Here is a 17,370-nt window from a genome sequence, read left to right on the forward strand (position 1 = left end):
GAATGTCGGGGAGACCCCCGCGGGTCTCCCGATGCGCGGCGGCGCGCTGCCGCCGCCATGGGTCAGGAATTACTTCTTCTTCGGCTCGGACTTGCCGTCGTAGCGCTTCGTCCACTCGGCAATGATGCGGTCGCGGTTCGTTGCGGCCCACGTGAAGTCGTTCTTGATCATGCGCGAGGTCAGATCGGCCGGCAGGTTCGGATTGGCGGTCGCGATCGACGGGATCGCCAGCACCGCGAAGTTGGCCTTGTACAGCTCGTTGGCTTCGCGGCTTGCCGAGAAGTCAGCCAGCTTGCGGGCGGCGTCGAGGTTCTTGGTGCCCTTCATGATGGCGGTGGCTTCGACTTCCCAGCCCAGGCCTTCCGACGGGAACACGGCTTCGACCGGCGCGCCGTCGGCCTTCAGCTTGGCGGCGCGGTAGTCGAACGAGATGCCGATCGGGAATTCCCCGGCGGCAGCCATGTTGCACGGCTTGGAACCCGAGTGCGTGTATGAGCCGATGTTCTTGTGCAGCGCGTCCATGTAGGCCCAGCCCTTTTCTTCACCGAAGATCTGCAGCCAGGCGCTGACGTCCAGGAAGCCCGTGCCGGACGAGGCCGGGTTCGGCATGACGATCTTGCCGGCGTACACCGGCTTGGTCAGGTCCTGCCACGACGTGGGCTTGGGCAGCTTCTGCTTTTCGGCTTCGATCGTGTTGAAGCAGATGGCGGCTGCGTAGCCGTCCATGCCGACCCAGGCCGGTTCGGCCTTGGCGTCGCGCATGTTGGCGGCGATCTGGTCCAGGCCCTTCGGGGCGTAGGGCTGGAGCATGCCTTCCTTGTCCATCAGGCCCAGCGCCGTGCCGGCCAGACCCCAGATCACGTCGGCCTTGGGGTTGTTCTTTTCGGCCAGCAGCTTGGCGGCGATGATGCCGGTGGAGTCGCGCACCCACTGGATCTTGATGTCGGGATTGGCCTTTTCGAAGGCGGCCTGATAGGCCTTGATCTGGTCGGCTTCCAGCGCCGTGTAGACGGTCAGCGTGGTCTCGGCCGAGGCGGCGCCCATCACGCCCGTCAGGGCGGCGGCCAGTGCAAGCAGCTTGTAGCGATTCATGAACAACTCCGTGAGTGAGCGGAAAAGCAGGGTGAACGAGGTCCCCACGGCCGGCGGCTGCCGGCTGCGGATCGTGGTGATTCAAAGGTCTATGGATGGCCCGGGACGCCGGGCGGCAGCGTCTAGTTCAGGGGCGGTCGCCTCGCGAGAGTCGGGCTTCGATGTCGTCGACCACGGCCGGCAGGTCGGCCACCGTGTCGATCAGGTAGTGCGGACCGGCCGGATTCAGTTCCGCGCGGGCAGCATCGCGTGCCGCGTCGCGGGCGGGTTCGGAAAGGCCCTTGTACTCATCCAGCGTCAGGCCCGCAGCGTTGCCGGACAGCAGCAGCCCCACGGTCCACATGCCCGCGCGGCGGCCCTCTTCGATGCCCGGCGCGGTGTCGTCGACCTTGATGCAGCCGGCCACGTCGGACAGCCCCAGTTCCACTACATTCTTCAAGGCCATGGCGGGCGCGGGACGCGCACGCGTCACTTCATCGCTGGCGACGATGCAGTCGGGCGTCAGGTCCTCGGTGGCGGCACGTTCGACCACGCGGCCCATCACGCTGGCGGGATAGCCGGAGCAGGATCCGATCTTCAGTCCGCGCGCGCGCAAGGCGCGCATCACGTCCGCGGCGCCCGGAATGGCGGCCGAGTACTGCGCCACTTTTTCCAGCTGCATCGGCAGAAAACGCTCGTAGATGGCGGTGACGTCGTCGTCGCTCGGCAGGCGGCCGAAGCGGGCCTGGTACTGGCTGGCAATGGCGGGCTGGTCGCACAGCGTGCGGATGTGATCCCACTTGCCCATGCCCATCGGGCCGCGCGCTTCTTTCAGCGACACGTCCATGCCGAACTGCGCAAACGCATCCACGAACACCTTGGTGGGGGCAAAGGAACCGAAGTCGACCAGCGTGCCGGCCCAGTCGAAGATCACCGCTTCTAGGCGGACGGGCAAAGGTTGAGCAGTCATGAAAGTCATCCTGGAAAAATGATCGGTCAGCGGAACGCCGGGCGCCGCCAGGCCTGGGTGCGCGCCACCAGGGCGCGGCTCGCCAGGTGCAGGACCAGCGCGGCGACGGCGGAACTGGCCATGATGACCGTGCACATGGCGGCGGCCGGGCCGATGAAGCCGGCGTCGTCCATGTTCAGCACGGCAACGGCGGCCAGCACCGTGGACGGGCTGTACAGAAACACCACCGCCGACACGGTCGTCATGGCGGACACGAACAGGTAGCGGGCCACGTCCAGCGCCGCGGGCAGGCACATCGGCAGCGTCACGCGCAAAAAGGTCGTCAGGCGCGGCACCTTCAGCGATGCGGAGGCGGCCTCGAACTCCGGGTCCAGCGCATTGAGCGCGGTGGCGGCCGTCAGGTGGGCGCTGGTATAGAAGTGCACCACCGTGCACAGCACGAGCAGCGGCATCGTGCCGTACAGCACGTTCAGCGGGTTCGACACGCTGTTGAAGAAGAAGATGTAGCCCAGGCCCAGCACCAGCCCCGGCACGGCCATCGGCATCAGCGCCAGCATGCCGGCCATGCCGCGCAGGCCGCGCGCCATCGTGCTGCGGGCCGGCACCTTCTCCATCATCCACGCGCCGACAAAGACCACCAGGGTTCCGACGAGCGCGGTGCAGAACGCGAGTTGCAGGCTGTTGCGCCAGGCGAGCCAGCCGCCGCCGTCCATATTGTCGAAGTCGTACGAACGCAGCGACATCGACAGGTTGTACGGCCACATCTTCACGAACGAGGCCCAGACCGCCACGCCGATGATCAGCAGCAGGAAGGCCGCCATCACGCCCGCCAGCGCCAGGAACGCCGCGTCGCGCCGGCCGTTCACGCCGGCCGCGTAAGGCTGCGCGCGGCCGCTCATCTGGGCGCCCTGACGGGCACGCAAGCGGCGGTCCAGCACGAAGGTCAGCAGCGCCGGCAGCAGGAGCAGGATGCCAATCGCCGCCCCCTTCGGAAAATTCTGCTGCCCCACCACCGCCTTGTAGGCTTCCATCGCCAGCACGTTGTAATCGCCGCCCACCACCTTGGGCACGCCGAAGTCCGTGACGGTCAGCGTGAACACCACGCAGCAGGCCGAGAACACCGCATAGCGCGTGCCGGGCAGCGTGACCGTCATGAAGGTGCGCCACGGCCCCGCGCCCATGGCGCGTGCGGCGTCGTACAGGCGCCCATCTGCCAGCGCCAGGCCGGTCAGCAAAATCATGAGCGCATGCGGAAACGTGTAGAAGGCCTCGCCGACGACGATGCCCCAGAAGCCGTAGATGGTGGCGCCGCCGGTCAGGCCCTTGAGCAGGCCCTGATTGCCAAGCAGGTAGACCAGCGCAATGCCGGGCAGCAGCGACGGCGCCAGCAGCGGCAGCAGCGCGATCGTGCGCAGCAGACCCTTGCCCGGCAGGCGGGTGCGGGTGAGGCCATAGGCAAAACCGTACGCGCACGGCACCACCAGCAGGGTCGTCACGACGCCCACGGCCAGGCTGCGCCCGACCATGTCCATGAAGCCGTCGGCGCCGATGATGCTGGCGATGACCGACAGGCCCGCCCAGCCGCCGTCAGCGTCCGTGACCGATTTGAGCAGGATCGCCGCCAAGGGCAACGCCAGGAAAAGCAGAAGGCCAAGCGCCAGGCCGCCCTGCCCCAGCGCCAGGCCCAGCGCGCCGACCCACGCGGGCAACGGGCGGCGTCCCAAGGCGGGCAGCGGCGCGGATGCGGGAACCGCGGGCGCAGCGGAAACCGCGGCGGGCTGGCCGATGGCGCGGGAATTGTTCACGGCCGGATCAAGCGTAGGCGCGTATCGCATGGCGCGGCAGCTCCACCCAGCAGCGGCCGGCAGCGTGAGCGCCCAACAGGGCGTCTCCGGTTTCAGGGGACACGATGGAATGGACCGTGGCGCCGGGCACGCCTTCCAGGCGTAGCGCAAGACGATAACTGCGACCCAGGAACACGCCGTCCAGCACGTCCGCGAGCATGGAATTAGGCTCTTCCGGCTTGGTCATGCTGACGCGCACGGCCTCGGGACGCACGAAAAGCTTGCCGGACCCGGCGTCCAGGGCCGCATCCACCGCCAGCTCCTGGCGCCCCACGCGGGCGCGGTGGGTGTCGATGCGTTCAAACGGCAGCCAGTTGGCCTCGCCCACGAAATCGGCGATGAAAGCCGATCCCGGCTGACGATACAGTTCGCGCGGCGTGCCGTACTGTTCGATGACGCCGCCGTTCATCACGGCGATGCGGTCGGCCATCACCATGGCCTCTTCCTGGTCATGCGTCACCATGAGCGTGGTGATGGACAGGCGCTTTTGCAACGCGCGCAGTTCGATGCGCAGGTGTTCACGCACCCGCGCATCCAGCGCGGACATGGGTTCGTCCAGCAACAGCAGGGACGGCGACGGCGCCAACGCGCGCGCCAGCGCCACGCGCTGCTGCTGGCCGCCCGATATCTGGCCGGGGTATTTGTTCGACGCGCCCGCCAGACCCACCAGCGTCAGCATTTCCTCGACGCGGCTGGCGACGTGGCTGCGGTGGGCGCGCTTGCCGCTCAAGCCGTAAGCCACGTTCTGGGCCACGGTCAGGTTCGGAAACAGCGCATACGACTGGAACAGGATCCCGTAGTCGCGCGCCTGCGGCTCGGCATGGGAGATGTCGCGGCCCGACAGCACGATGGTGCCGCTGTCCTGGCGCTCCAGCCCGGCAATCGCGCGCAGCAGCGTCGTCTTGCCGCAACCCGACGGCCCCAGCAGACACACCAGCTCTCCGGCGCGGATATCCAGCGACACATCGGCCAGCGCCGTGTGGGTGCCGAATCGCTTGACGAGATTCTGCACGGCGAGAAAGGCGGTATCGCGTTGGGGCATGAGGCCTCCGGTCTGGGAACGAAGGCAGTATGGAATCGGCGTATTGAGCGTTTATGACACTTCGCGCAAATGCAGTAATAAAAACATCAAATTATTTTGGTGTACTGGCGGTCTTGCGCATTGCGTCCAATCCTCGCCCCCGATTGTGCTCGTCGCCGAACTCAAATCCTTCTATGCCGTGGCCCGCTGCGGAACCGTCACCAAGGCCGCCGCCCAACTGGGCGTGAGCCAGCCCACGGTGACCGGGCAGTTGCGTCAGCTCGAATCGCGCTACGGCATCGAACTGTTCCACCGGCAGGGGCGCGGCATGCGGCTGTCGGACGCCGGGCAGAACCTGATGCCGATGGTCGAGAAGCTGGTGCAGCAGGAGACCGAGATCGACTTCCGGCTGCGCGACGCGAGCGATCTGCGCGAGGGCAACCTGCGCATCGGCGCGACCGGCCCGTACTACATCATGGACACCGTGCGGCGCTACAACCAGCGCTATCCCGGCATCGACCTGACCGTCACGATCGGCAATTCGCAGTCGATGCTCCGGGCGCTGCAGGATTACCGCATCGAGATTGCCACGTCTTCCTTTCTGATGGATGACAAGCATCTGTACCGGCGCAAGATCGCCGCGGACCCGATCCGCGTGGTGGTGCACCGGACGCATCCGCTCGCCCGGCGCGGCCAGGTGCGGCTGGCCGATCTGGCGGAGTATGCATTGCTCCTGCGCGAGCCGGGCTCCATGACGCGCCAGCTGACCGAAGAGGCGCTGCAGGCCGCCGGCGTCACCGTGCGCCGCACGCTGGAAATCGGCAGCCGCGAATCGATCCGCCAAGCCATCCTGTGCGAGCTGGGCATCAGCCTGATCCCGTCGCGCGAAATCCCGTCCCACCCCGATCTGGCGGCCCTCGACATCGAAGACGCCGGCATCGTGATGAATGAGTACCTGTACTGCCTGCGCGAGCGCCAACCGGTGCAGCTTATCGCGCGCTTTCTGGAGATGGCGCCGGCAGCCGGCTGACCGTTGCGGTCACTGCCCGCCTCTTCCCCTTGCGGCCACTCAGGAGACAACCATGGCCTTGACCCTGCAGGATATCGAACAGCTTTTCCTGGAACGCGGGCACCGTTCCTATCATGGCGAATCCGTCAGCCATCTGCGGCACGCGCTGCAGACGGCGACGCTGGCCGAACAGAACGGCGCCAACGCCCATCTCATCACGGCGTGCCTGCTGCATGACCTGGGCCACCTGATCGCCGACCGGCCCGGCACGCCGACGCTGCGCGGCATCGACGACAAGCATCAGTATTTTGTGCTGCCCTTCCTGCGCGGCTTGTTCAGCGCCGCCGTGCTGGATCCCATCCGCCTGCACGTCGAGGCCAAGCGCTACCTCTGCTATGTCGAGCCGCAGTACGAAGCGAGGCTGTCCGAGGATTCCCGCCGCAGCCTGGCACTGCAGGGCGGCAGTTTCGACGCCGGCCAGGCGGTGGACTTCGCCAGCATGCCCGGCGCGCCCGACGCGATCCGCCTGCGGCGGTGGGACGACATGGCCAAGGTGCCGGGGCTGGCGACGCCGCCGCTCGATCACTTCCTGGAAATCGCCGAAAGCGTGTCCGGACGCGTCAAGCTGGCCGCGGTCTGGTAACTGCCCTCCCGCGACCATGAAAAAAGCCAGGGTATAGGCCCTGGCTTTTTGTCGTTCATTCGCCCTTGGCCACCGGCCGGGCGGGATCGCTGCACCATTCGCTCCAGGAACCCGGATACAGGCGGGAACCGGACAGGCCGGCGATTTCCATCGACAGCAGGTTGTGGCAGGCGGTGATGCCCGAGCCGCACTGGTGGACGATGGACGCCGGATCGCGCCCCGCCAGAAGCGCCCCGAATTCCGCGCGCAGCGCGTCGGCTGACTTGAAGCGGCCGTCCGGCTGCAGATTTTCGCCGTTCGGGCGGTTCAGCGCGCCGGGGATATGGCCGGCCACCGGGTCCATCGGTTCCACTTCGCCGCGATAGCGATTGGCGGCGCGCGCGTCGATCACGGTGAAGGCCGGCTGGGCGATGTTGGCCAGCACCGTCTGGGCGTCCACCGTGCCGGCCAGCGGCGCGCCTGGCTCGACCGGCTTGCCCGGCTGCACGGCGGGCGCCGCGTCGTGGCTGACGGGCAGGCCAGCGGCCGTCCAGGCTTGCCATCCGCCGTCCAGCACGGCGACCTGGTCATGGCCCAGCCACCGCAGCATCCACCACAGGTGCGCCGCATACATGCCGCCGCTGGCGTCGTACGCCACGACCAGCGTGCTGGGGGTCACGCCGTGGGCGGCCATCAGCGCGCCGAACTGGGCGCGGTCCGGCAGCGGATGGCGGCCGTTCTTGCCCGTCTTCGCGGCGGCCAACTCGGTTTCATGATCCAGGTAGCGGGCGCCGGGAATGTGGCCCGCGTCGTAGGCCTGGCGGCCCGCCGCGTGGTTGGTCAAATCGTGGCGCACGTCGAACACGCGCACGTCGGGCGTATCCAAACGCGCGGCCAGGTCAGCGGCGGAGATCAGGGTCGTCGTCATGCGAGGGGGCTCCTGTGGAATTCGGCGGATGCTGGGTTCAGACCGGCTTGGGATCGCGCATGGTGCGCCACACCGACAGCAGGCCCGCGAAGATGATGAGGCCCATGCCGGCCCAGGCCACGACGTCCAGATGGTCGCCCCAGAAGCCCATGCCGATCAGCGCCGCAAAAATGATGGTGCTGTACTGCAGGGCGGCGGTCAGCAGCGCCGACCCCATGCCGAACGCCCGGGTCATGGCCAACTGGCCAAACAGCCCCGCGACGCCCACGCCCAGCAGCGAAAGATAACCGGTCCAGTCCGCATAGCCCCAGCCTTCAAACGCCAGTCCGGCGCCGCTGGACGCACACACCGCGACCGAGAAGAACAGCACCGTGCGCCATTCGGGTTCGCCGATGCGGCCCAGCTGGCGGATCTGCATCATCGCGATGGCGGACATGGCGCCCGCCCCCATGCCGAGCAGGGCGGCAAGCCACTGGTCTTCGTTGATGCTGGGCCGCAGCACGGCAATCACGCCCATGAACCCCAGCGCCACGGCCAGGATCCGCACCGGATCACGCTGCGCCCCGCCCCACCCCAGCATCCAACAGGCGATGAACAGCGGCGCCGTGTAGTTCAGGCTGGTGGCCGTGGCCAGCGGCAGATGGGAGATGGCAAAAAAGCCCAGCCACATCGACGTGACGCCGGACAGATTGCGCCAGATGTGCAGCTTCCAGCTCGTGGGAATGATCGACTGGCGGCCGGCGCGCGCCCAGATCAGCAACAGGATCACCGACGGCAGGCCGCGAAAGAGCACGACCTGCGGCAGCGACGCGCCGTGTTCGGTGCCGAGCTTCACGAACGACCCCATGATGGCGAACATGGCGGACGCCACCAACATCCAAAGTGCCTGCATGCGGGTCTACGCTAAGGGAAAAGGGGGGATGGAATAAGGGAAAGCGATACTATACTCTCCGTCACCCGGAGCGGAGCCGGCGAGTCGGGGAACTGGCGAGGCCCCGCGATGTCGAAATCCGGGTATTTGCCGCTCGCAGAGGAATAAAAAAACATGAAACGCATTGTTCTGTTCGTCATCACCAACCTGGCCGTCATGCTCGTGCTGTCGGCCACGCTGCGCATCCTGGGCGTGGACCGTGTCATCACGGCCAACGGGATCAACTTCAACGCGCTCCTGATCTTCTCGGTCGTGGTCGGCTTCACCGGCGCCATCATCTCGCTCCTCATGAGCAAGCCGATGGCCAAGTGGAGCACCGGCGCGCAGGTGCTGGACCCCAACGCGCCCCGCAACCAGCGCGAAGCCTGGCTGGTCGACACGGTCCACCAACTGGCCGACCGCGCCGGCATCGGCCGCCCCGAAGTCGCCATCTACGAAGGCGCCCCCAACGCGTTTGCCACCGGCGCGTTCAAGAACGACTCGCTGGTCGCCGTGTCGACGGGCCTCCTGGAAAGCATGTCCGAAGAGGAAGTCGCAGCCGTGCTGGCGCACGAAGTCGCGCACATCGCCAACGGCGACATGGTCACCCTGACCCTGATCCAGGGCGTGGTGAACACCTTCGTCATCTTCCTGGCGCGCGTGGTCGGCTACTTCATCGACCGCGTCGTGTTCAAGAACGAACGCGGCATCGGCCCGGGCTACTTCGTCACGGTGCTGGTCTGTGAAATCATCTTCGGCGTCCTGGCCTCGATCATCGTGGCTTGGTTCTCGCGCCAGCGCGAGTACCGCGCCGACGCCGGCTCGGCCCACCTGATGGGCGCCCGCGAACCGATGATCCGAGCCCTTGCCCGCCTGGGCGGCCTGGAACCGGGCGAACTGCCCAAGTCGTTCGAAGCGTCCGGCATCACCGGCAAGGGCGGCCTGGCAGCCATGTTCGCCTCGCACCCGCCGATCCCGGCCCGCATCGCCGCGCTGCAGAATGCGCGCGTGATCTGACCGGCCCCGGCCCTTGGCCGCAAAAAAGCCCGCTTCGGCGGGCTTTTTTGCGTACGTATCAAGCACAAGCGCGTGGATGGGAGGCCGCCACCCAGGCCGCGCTCAGCACTCGACGATATTCACCGCCAACCCGCCCCGCGCCGTTTCCTTGTACTTGGTCTTCATGTCGGCGCCGGTTTCGCGCATGGTCTTGATGACCGAGTCCAGCGATACATAATGCTGGCCGTCGCCGCGCAGCGCCATGCGGGCGGCGTTGACGGCCTTGACCGAGGCCATGGCGTTGCGCTCGATACAGGGAATCTGCACCAGTCCGCCGACCGGGTCGCAGGTCAGGCCGAGGTTGTGCTCCATGCCGATCTCGGCCGCATTCTCCACCTGCTCCACCGACCCGCCCAGCGCCGCCGCCAATCCGCCGGCCGCCATGGAACAGGCCACGCCAACTTCGCCCTGACAGCCCACTTCCGCGCCCGACAGCGACGCGTTGTACTTGTACAGCAGCCCGATCGCGGCCGCGGTCAGCAGGAAGTCGCGCACGCCATCGCGGTTGGCGCCCGGCACGAAGCGATCGTAATAGTGCAGCACCGCCGGGATGATGCCCGCCGCGCCGTTGGTCGGCGCGGTGACCACGCGCCCGCCCGCGGCGTTCTCTTCGTTGACGGCCATCGCGTACAGGTTCACCCAGTCCATGACGGACAGCGGGTCGGACAGCGTGCGCTCGGCGCGCTGCGTGAGATTGCGGTACAGCTCCGGGGCACGGCGGCGCACGCGCAGCGGACCGGGCAGTTCGCCGTCCGCCTCGGGATAGTTGATGCCGCAGCCGCGCGCCACGCAGTCCTGCATCACCTGCCAGATCCGGTCCAGCCCGGCGTTGACCTCCGAGGCTTCGCGCCAGGTCAGCTCGTTCTGCATCATGATCTGCGCGACGGTCATGCCGTTTTCCTGGCACATGGCCAGCAACTCGCGTCCCATGCGGAACGGGTACGGCAACTGGTCGTGCGCGGCGATGACCTGGCTGTTGGACGCGCCCGCCGTGACGACGAAGCCCCCGCCCACCGACAGGTAGCGCGCCTCGCGCAGGCTCTGGCCGTCGGCGTCGAAGGCGTGGAATTTCATGCCATTGGGGTGCTCGGCCATGGCTTCGCGGCGGTAGAACATCAGGTGTTCCTTTTCCACGAAGGGCAGCGGGTACTTGCCCAGCAACGGCAGTTGGCGGCTGGCGCGTACGGACGCGACCATGCCGGCGATGGCAGCCGGATCGACGGTGTCAGGCGCCTCGCCCATCAGGCCCAGCAGCACGCCCTTGTCGGTGCCGTGGCCCTTGCCGGTGGCGCCCAACGATCCGTACAGTTCGGCCCGCACGCTGGCGACCCGCGGAATCAGGCCGTCCCGCTCCAGGCCCTGGGCGAACAGCAGCGCCGCCCGCATCGGACCCACGGTATGGGAACTTGACGGGCCGATACCCACCTTGAACAGATCGAAAACGGAAACGGCCACGCCAAACTCCAAGACATCCACAAATGATCAGGCAATGATACGCGTAGCCCCGGGCGCACGCAGCAAAGCCCCGCCGGGCGTATCCTGTATCTTCGCGCCGGGTGTCAAAGCCCGGCGTGGCATGCGATCATTACAGAATTATTACTTGTCATAAAAAGAACGGAAAAACGCCTGGATGTCTGGACTCATTACCCTGCTTGACTTCGCCGGCTACGTGGCGCTGCTGCTTTGGGGCGTGCACATGGTGCAAACGGGCGTCCAACGCGCGTTTGGTGCGGCACTGGGCGCGGCGCTGGGGCGCGCCCTTGGCACGCGGCTGCGGGCATTCTTTGCCGGCCTGGGCATCACGGCCGCATTGCAGAGCAGCACCGCCACCGGCTTGATGATCACCGGCTTTGCCGCGGGCGGCGTCGTGGGCCTGGTGCCCGCGTTGGCGGCCATGTTGGGCGCCAACGTCGGCACCACGCTGATCGTCCAGCTGCTGTCCTTCGACCTGACCGAGCTTGCGCCGATCCTGATCCTTGCCGGCGTCTGGATGTTCCGGCGCTACCCGCCGGGCCGCACCCGCGACCTGGGCCGGGTCTTCATCGGCCTGGGCCTGTTGCTGCTGTCGCTGCACCAGCTCGTCGAACTCTTTGCCCCCTTCCAGACCGCGCCCATGCTGGGCATGGTCCTGGACGCGCTGGCGACCCAGCCCGTCGCTGCGGTGCTGCTGTCCGCGGCATTCACCTGGGCGGCGCACTCCAGCGTGGCCGTGGTGGTGCTGGTGATGTCGCTGGCCAGCCACAACATGGTGGCGCCGCATGTGGCATTTGCGCTGGTGCTGGGCGCCAACCTGGGCACGGCAATCAACCCGATGATCGAAGGCGTGACCGGCGACGACCCCGCCGCCCGCCGCCTGCCGCTGGGCAATCTGCTGACACGGGTGCTGGGCGTGCTGGCCGGCCTGCTCCTGCTACCGCTCCTGCAGCCTTGGATGAGCGACCTGGCGCGCGACCCCGCCCGCGCGGTCGCCAACTTCCACACCTTGTTCAATGTGGTCATTGCCCTGGCCTTCCTGCCGCTCCTGACGCCGTACGCCGCCCTCCTCACCCGCTGGCTGCCCAAGCGCGCCGACCCGAACGACCCGTCGCGGCCCCAATACCTGGACGAATGGGCGCACGACGTGCCGGCCGTGGCGCTGGGCAACGCCGCGCGCGAAGCCCTGCGGATGGCCGACATGCTGCAGACGCTGCTGCTCTACGCGCGGGCGGGCTTCAAGCGCGACAACCGCCACCGCATGGTTCAGGCGCGCCAGCTCGACGGCGCGCTGGACAAGCTGGAGAACGCCATCACGACGTATCTGGCGACGCTGGACCAGGAAAACATGACCCGCGACGACATCCAGCGGCTCGACGACATCCTGGCCTTCACCAGCAACATCGGACACGCTGGCGATATCGCTCATCACGGGCTGCTCAGCCACGTCGCCAAGTTGCGTAAGCAGGGATGGACGTTCTCGCCCGAGCAACGTGCCAGCCTGGACGACACGCTGGGCCAGCTCATCGCCAACCAGCGCACGGCCGCCGCCCTCTTCGTGAACGACGACCTGCGCCAGGCGCGTTCGCTGGCCGGCGAAAAGGCGCGTTTCCGCACGATCGAAACCCAGGCGGCCGACACGCACCTGCAGAAGATCAAGTCGGGCCAGGTCGACGCGGCGGAAGTCGGCGCGTTGTATCTGGACATCCTGCGGGATATGAAGGGCATCAACTCGCATCTGGTAGGCGCGGCGGCGTACCCCTTGCTGGCACGCCACGGCGAGCTCTTGCCCAGCCGTTTGCGCGAAGCGGGGAATTAATAGCCTCCACGCCGCGCACGCTTCGCACGCTTGCTGCCCCCCGAGGGGGCGGCCCCGCATGAAAAAGCCGACCCGCGGGTCGGCTTTCTTCTGCGAAGCTCACATCCGGTGGGCCACTTTCGTGGCTCGCCCGTCCCGCTTCACAAATACCGCTTGAACCACTCCAGCATCCGCGCCCAGCCATCCTTCGCGGCCTCCGGGTGATAACTGGCGCGGTAATCCGCCAGGAACGCATGATCGGCCTCGGGATACACCACGATGTCGGACTGCTTCGCCGCAGCGTTGCCGGCGGCCAGCTTCGTCTTCATGGCTTCCACATCAGACAGCGGAATGCTGGCGTCGCGCCCGCCGTACAGGCCCAGGACGGGACCGTGCAGCTCGTTCGTCACATCCAGCGCCACGCGCTTGATGAGCGGCCCGTGGCCCACGCTGAGCTTGCCGTACCAGGCGACGCCCGCCTTCACGTCGGGATTGTGCGCGGCGTACATCCACGTCAGGCGCCCGCCCCAGCAGAAACCCGTCACCGCCACCCGGCGTGGGTCCCCGCCGTTGGCGGCGGCCCAGGCGACGCTGGCGTCCAAGTCGCCAAACACCTGTTCGTCCGGGACCTTGCTGACAAGTTCGGAGATGAGCTTCGGGATGTCGGTGTAGGAGGATGCGTCGCCCTGGCGCTGATACAGATCGCAGGCGACGGCCAGATAGCCGGCCTTGGCGACGCGGCGGCAGATGTCCTTGATGTGTTCATGCACGCCAAAGATTTCCTGGATCACCAGCACGATCGGCAGATCGCGCTTGCCCTCGGGCGCCGCGTAGTAGGCATCGATGGGGCCACCCGTGACGGGTAGCTGGAAATCCCCATGGACGAGGCCCTGCGTGTCCGTGTGGATCACGGTGGGGGCGACATTGCCTGCGGCGGTGGAAAAACTCATGGAGAACTCCTTGGTTGGGGTCGACGAAAGCCGGCCATCCCTACCGCCGTGCCAGCGCTAGTGCTGGTGGCCGTGCTCCGCATGCGGCGCGCCATGGTCATGGCCGCCATGGTCGTGCCCGTGGTGCATCAGGGTCGTCACGCTGTAGATCAGCGCCACACCCACACCGACCAGCAGCAATTGCGGGACGGCATCGGACAGGGATACCCGCTCGTGCATCTGCGGCATCAGGTCGGCCACCGAGATATACAGGAAGCTGCTGGCGGCAACCACCAGAATGTACGGCGTCCAGTCCTGCGCCTGCTGCAGCACGAAGTAGCCTATTATGCCGCCGACCGCTGAACACAAGCTGGTAAAGAGAATCAGCGCGAAGGCCCGGCGGCGGCGCAGGCCGGCATTGATCAGAACGACGAAGTCGCCCAGCTTGTGCGGTATCTCGTGGATGATGATCGACGCCGCGGTCAGCACCCCCAACAGCGGATCGGTGAGAAACGCCGCGGCGATCAGCACGCCATCGCACAGGTTGTGCAGCGAGCTGCCGATCAGGATGAGCATCCCGCCGCGCCCCGCCTCGTGCCGGTCGTGTCCCTTGTGGTGGTGATGGCCGTCGCCTTCGTGGTGATGGCTGTGGCGCAGCAGCGCAATCTTCTCCAGCACGAAGAACCCGATTAGCGACGCCAGCATCAGCCCGAAGAGCACATGCGCGTTGCCAACGCCGGTCTCGAACGCTTCGGGCAGCAGGTGCAGCAGCGCGACCGACAGCAGCACGCCCACCGACAGGCTCACCATGTGATGCAGGTATTTGGCAAAGACCTTGTACGCGAGCCAGCTCGCGATGAGGACAGCAATAAGGCCGCCGGTAATGGTGGCGAGCAAAACCCAGAGCAGCAACATGGAGGGGGAAAAGATCAGGCGGGGGGAAGCGCAACATTATATTGTTGCAATCCAAAAACCGGAAATGGGCCGTCCGAAGACGGCCCGGGGCGCTCTGTCCCTTTAGTGCGCCTGTTCCCAGTTCTTGCCCATGCCCACTTCCGCGACCAGCGGCACACGCAGCGTCGCCACGTTGCACATCAGGCGCGGCAGCGCCTCCTTGACCAGCTCCAGCTCCTCGTCCGGCGCTTCCATCACCAGTTCGTCGTGCACCTGCATGATCATGCGCGTCTGCAGCTTCTCGCTGTCGAGCCAGTCCTGCACCGCCACCATGGCCATCTTGATGAGGTCGGCCGCGGTGCCCTGCATGGGCGCATTGATGGCCGCCCGCTCGGCGCCCTGCCTGCGCGGCCCCGAGGCGCCGCGGATTTCCGGCAACTGCAGCCGCCGTCCAAAGACGGTTTCCACGTAGCCCTGCTCGCGCGCCAGGCGCCGCGTGTCGTCCATGTACATGGCCACGCCGGGATAGCGCGCAAAGTAGCGGTCGATGTAAGCCTGCGCGGCGTCGCGCGTGATGCCCAGGTTGGACGCCAGGCCGAACACGCCCATGCCGTAGATCAGGCCAAAGTTGATGGCCTTGGCGGCACGGCGCTGATCGGTGGTCACGGCGTCCAGCGGCACGCCGAACACTTCGGATGCGGTGGCGCGGTGGATGTCTTCGCCCGCCGCGAAGGCGCTTTGCAGATTCGCGTCGTCCGAAACGTGCGCCATGATGCGCAACTCGATCTGCGAATAGTCTGCGGACAACAGCAGGCCGCGCTCGGCAATGAACGCCTCGCGCACCCGACGCCCGGCCTCGGTGCGGACCGGAATGTTCTGCAGGTTGGGATCCGACGACGCCAGACGCCCGGTGATGACGGCGGCCTGCGAATAGTGCGTGTGCACCCGCCCGGTCGCCGGATTGATCATGCGCGGCAGCTTGTCCGTGTAGGTGGACTTCAGCTTGGACAGCCCGCGGTAGTCCAGCAACACCTGCGGCAGCGGATAGTCCAGCGCCAGCTTGCTCAGCACTTCCTCGTCCGTGGAGGGCGCGCCGCTCGCGGTCTTGCGCACCACCGGCAGCTGCATGCGGCCGAACAGGATTTCGCCAAGCTGCTTGGGGGAATTCAGGTTGAACGGCTGGCCGGCGAGTTCATAGGCCTTTTGCTCGAGCTGCAGCATCTCCTGGCCCAGCTTGTTGCTCTGGCGGCCCAGTTCCGCGGCATCGACCTTCACGCCGTTGCGTTCGATGGTGGTCAGCACGCCGGACACCTGCATTTCCAGGCGATAGATGCGTTCCAGCCCTTCGTCGGCAGCGACCATCGGACGCAGCACCTGATGCAGTTGCAGCGTGAAATCGGCGTCTTCGGCCGCGTAATGCCCGGCCTTGTCCACCGCCACTTCGTCAAACCCGATCTGCTTGGCGCCCTTGCCGCAGAGGTCCTCGTAGGACACGCCGCTGCGTCCCAGATAACGCTGCGCCAGATCGTTCAGGCCCACGCCGCGATGCGATTCCAGCACGTAGGCCTGCAGCATCGTGTCTTCAGCGGCGCCGGCCAGGCGGATGCCTTCGTTGGCGAACACGTGCGTGTCGTACTTGGCGTGGTGCAGCAGCTTGGCGCGCGCCGCGTCTTCCAGCCAGGGCTTCAAACGGGCCAGCACTTCATCCTTGGGCAACTGGACCGCACCGTCGGGACCCCGGTGCGCGACCGGGATGTAGCAGGCCACGCCGGGCGCCACCGACATCGACAAGCCCACCAGCCGGGCCTGCATCTCGTCCAGCGACGTCGTCTCGGTGTCCAGCGCAACCAGCGATGCCTGCTGCATCAGTTCCATCCAGGCGTCGAACGCGGCCCAGTCGGAAATGATGCGGTAATCCAGCGTGGCGGGCGCGGCGGGCGCCTCGTGCGCGACGCGCGCATCGCCCGTGGGCACGCGCTCGACATCACCGGTCAGGTCGCGCAGCCACGTGCGGAAGCCGTAGCGTTCGTACAGTTCGGTCAGCGTGGCGTCGTCGCGCGGGCGCGGCATCAGGTCATCCACGCTGTCGATGTGGCCGGTCAGATCGCAATCGCACTTGACCGTGAGCAGTTGGCGCGTCAACGGGAAATTGGGGATGGCTTCGCGCAGGTTGTTGCCGGCCACGCCCTTGATGCCATCGGCGCCTTCGATCAGCTTGTCAATCGAGCCGAATTCCGTAATCCATTTGGCGGCCGTCTTGGGCCCGACCTTGGTGACGCCCGGGACGTTGTCGACCGTGTCGCCCACCAGCATCAGGTAGTCGACGATACGCTCGGGAGGCACGCCAAACTTGTTCACGACGCCGGCTTCGTCCAGGACCTCGCCGCTCATGGTGTTGACGAGCGTGACGTGGCTGTTGACCAGTTGCGCCAGGTCCTTGTCGCCCGTAGAGACGATGGTGTGAACGTCATGCTGCGCGGCACGATGTGCCAACGTGCCAATGACGTCATCCGCCTCGACGCCTTCGATCGCCAGCACAGGCCAGCCCAGGGCGCGCACCGCGCGGTGGATGGGATCGATTTGTGCTGCCAGGTCCTCAGGCATAGGGGGACGGTGCGACTTGTATTCCGGATACAGATCGTCCCGAAACGTCTTGCCGCGAGCATCGAAGATACATGCGGCATACTCTGCCTTATGGTCAGATACAAGCTTGCGCAGCATATTGACCACGCCGTAAAGCGCACCTGTCGGTTCGCCTTGCGCGTTGCGCAAATCGGGCATAGCGTGGAAAGCGCGGTACAAGTAACTTGAACCGTCGACCAGTAATAGCGTTTTTTTCATGGTT

General features: G+C 66.6%; 14 protein-coding genes. 4 read left to right on the forward strand and 10 right to left on the reverse strand.

Annotated features, from left to right (window positions below):
• Nucleotides 1–69: 69 nt before the first annotated feature.
• The 4 genes from MHZ91_RS02975 to MHZ91_RS02990 all read right to left on the reverse strand — a co-directional run bounded on the left by MHZ91_RS02975 (nucleotide 70) and on the right by MHZ91_RS02990 (nucleotide 4,927).
• Nucleotides 70–1,092, reverse strand: coding sequence for a putative 2-aminoethylphosphonate ABC transporter substrate-binding protein (locus tag MHZ91_RS02975; protein WP_191576595.1), 1,023 nt, complete (start codon nucleotides 1,090–1,092; stop codon nucleotides 70–72).
• 127 nt (nucleotides 1,093–1,219) lie between these two features.
• Nucleotides 1,220–2,050 (reverse strand): phosphonoacetaldehyde hydrolase, encoded by an 831-nt coding sequence (gene phnX / locus MHZ91_RS02980; RefSeq protein WP_370647776.1) that lies wholly within the window; start codon nucleotides 2,048–2,050, stop codon nucleotides 1,220–1,222.
• A 17-nt stretch (nucleotides 2,051–2,067) separates the two neighbouring features.
• Nucleotides 2,068–3,876, reverse strand: a complete 1,809-nt coding sequence (locus tag MHZ91_RS02985) for a putative 2-aminoethylphosphonate ABC transporter permease subunit (protein ID WP_239212399.1) — start codon at nucleotides 3,874–3,876, stop codon at nucleotides 2,068–2,070.
• Complete coding sequence (locus MHZ91_RS02990; protein ID WP_239212401.1) at nucleotides 3,854–4,927, reverse strand: putative 2-aminoethylphosphonate ABC transporter ATP-binding protein; 1,074 nt, start codon at nucleotides 4,925–4,927, stop codon at nucleotides 3,854–3,856. Before MHZ91_RS02990 ends, MHZ91_RS02985 begins: the two co-directional genes overlap by 23 nt.
• A 145-nt stretch (nucleotides 4,928–5,072) precedes the next feature.
• Between MHZ91_RS02990 and MHZ91_RS02995 the strand changes: the two genes are divergently transcribed.
• Both MHZ91_RS02995 and MHZ91_RS03000 read left to right on the forward strand, forming a co-directional pair.
• Entirely contained in the window at nucleotides 5,073–5,936 is an 864-nt protein-coding gene (locus MHZ91_RS02995; RefSeq protein WP_218345116.1) for a LysR family transcriptional regulator, read from the forward strand.
• A gap of 52 nt (nucleotides 5,937–5,988) precedes the next feature.
• Nucleotides 5,989–6,558 (forward strand): phosphonate degradation HD-domain oxygenase, encoded by a 570-nt coding sequence (locus MHZ91_RS03000; protein ID WP_175124676.1) that lies wholly within the window; start codon nucleotides 5,989–5,991, stop codon nucleotides 6,556–6,558.
• A 55-nt stretch (nucleotides 6,559–6,613) separates the two neighbouring features.
• On the opposite strand, the gene MHZ91_RS03005 is transcribed toward MHZ91_RS03000, so the two are convergent.
• Both MHZ91_RS03005 and MHZ91_RS03010 read right to left on the reverse strand, forming a co-directional pair.
• Nucleotides 6,614–7,465, reverse strand: a complete 852-nt coding sequence (locus tag MHZ91_RS03005) for a sulfurtransferase (protein WP_175124677.1) — start codon at nucleotides 7,463–7,465, stop codon at nucleotides 6,614–6,616.
• 37 nt (nucleotides 7,466–7,502) lie between these two features.
• Nucleotides 7,503–8,357 (reverse strand): DMT family transporter, encoded by an 855-nt coding sequence (locus tag MHZ91_RS03010; RefSeq protein WP_175124678.1) that lies wholly within the window; start codon nucleotides 8,355–8,357, stop codon nucleotides 7,503–7,505.
• Between the two features lie 153 nt (nucleotides 8,358–8,510).
• Here MHZ91_RS03010 and htpX point away from each other — a divergent pair, with 153 nt between their 5' ends.
• Nucleotides 8,511–9,392, forward strand: a complete 882-nt coding sequence (gene htpX / locus MHZ91_RS03015) for a protease HtpX (RefSeq protein ID WP_056567464.1) — start codon at nucleotides 8,511–8,513, stop codon at nucleotides 9,390–9,392.
• Nucleotides 9,393–9,494: 102 nt separating this feature from the next.
• Here htpX and MHZ91_RS03020 read toward each other — a convergent pair whose 3' ends face one another.
• Nucleotides 9,495–10,886 (reverse strand): L-serine ammonia-lyase, encoded by a 1,392-nt coding sequence (locus tag MHZ91_RS03020; RefSeq protein WP_175124679.1) that lies wholly within the window; start codon nucleotides 10,884–10,886, stop codon nucleotides 9,495–9,497.
• 175 nt (nucleotides 10,887–11,061) lie between these two features.
• Between MHZ91_RS03020 and MHZ91_RS03025 the strand changes: the two genes are divergently transcribed.
• A complete protein-coding gene (locus MHZ91_RS03025; protein ID WP_175124680.1) occupies nucleotides 11,062–12,723 on the forward strand; it encodes a Na/Pi cotransporter family protein in 1,662 nt (553 codons plus the stop codon).
• Between the two features lie 140 nt (nucleotides 12,724–12,863).
• Here the strand turns inward: MHZ91_RS03025 and MHZ91_RS03030 are convergent, their stop codons facing one another.
• The 3 genes from MHZ91_RS03030 to polA form a co-directional block, all read right to left on the reverse strand.
• Nucleotides 12,864–13,652 carry a dienelactone hydrolase family protein gene (locus tag MHZ91_RS03030; RefSeq protein WP_175124681.1) on the reverse strand — a complete coding sequence of 263 codons (789 nt, stop codon included), beginning with the start codon at nucleotides 13,650–13,652 and terminating at the stop codon, nucleotides 12,864–12,866.
• Between the two features lie 57 nt (nucleotides 13,653–13,709).
• Nucleotides 13,710–14,546: a ZIP family metal transporter gene (locus tag MHZ91_RS03035; RefSeq protein WP_175124682.1), complete on the reverse strand. Its 837-nt coding sequence runs from the start codon at nucleotides 14,544–14,546 to the stop codon at nucleotides 13,710–13,712.
• A 102-nt stretch (nucleotides 14,547–14,648) separates the two neighbouring features.
• Nucleotides 14,649–17,366: a DNA polymerase I gene (gene polA, locus MHZ91_RS03040; protein ID WP_239212403.1), complete on the reverse strand. Its 2,718-nt coding sequence runs from the start codon at nucleotides 17,364–17,366 to the stop codon at nucleotides 14,649–14,651.
• Nucleotides 17,367–17,370: the final 4 nt, after the last annotated feature.

It is taken from the genome of Achromobacter sp. ACRQX (genome assembly GCF_022346505.1).
GTDB classification, from domain to species: Bacteria; Pseudomonadota; Gammaproteobacteria; order Burkholderiales; family Burkholderiaceae_B; genus Achromobacter; species Achromobacter animicus.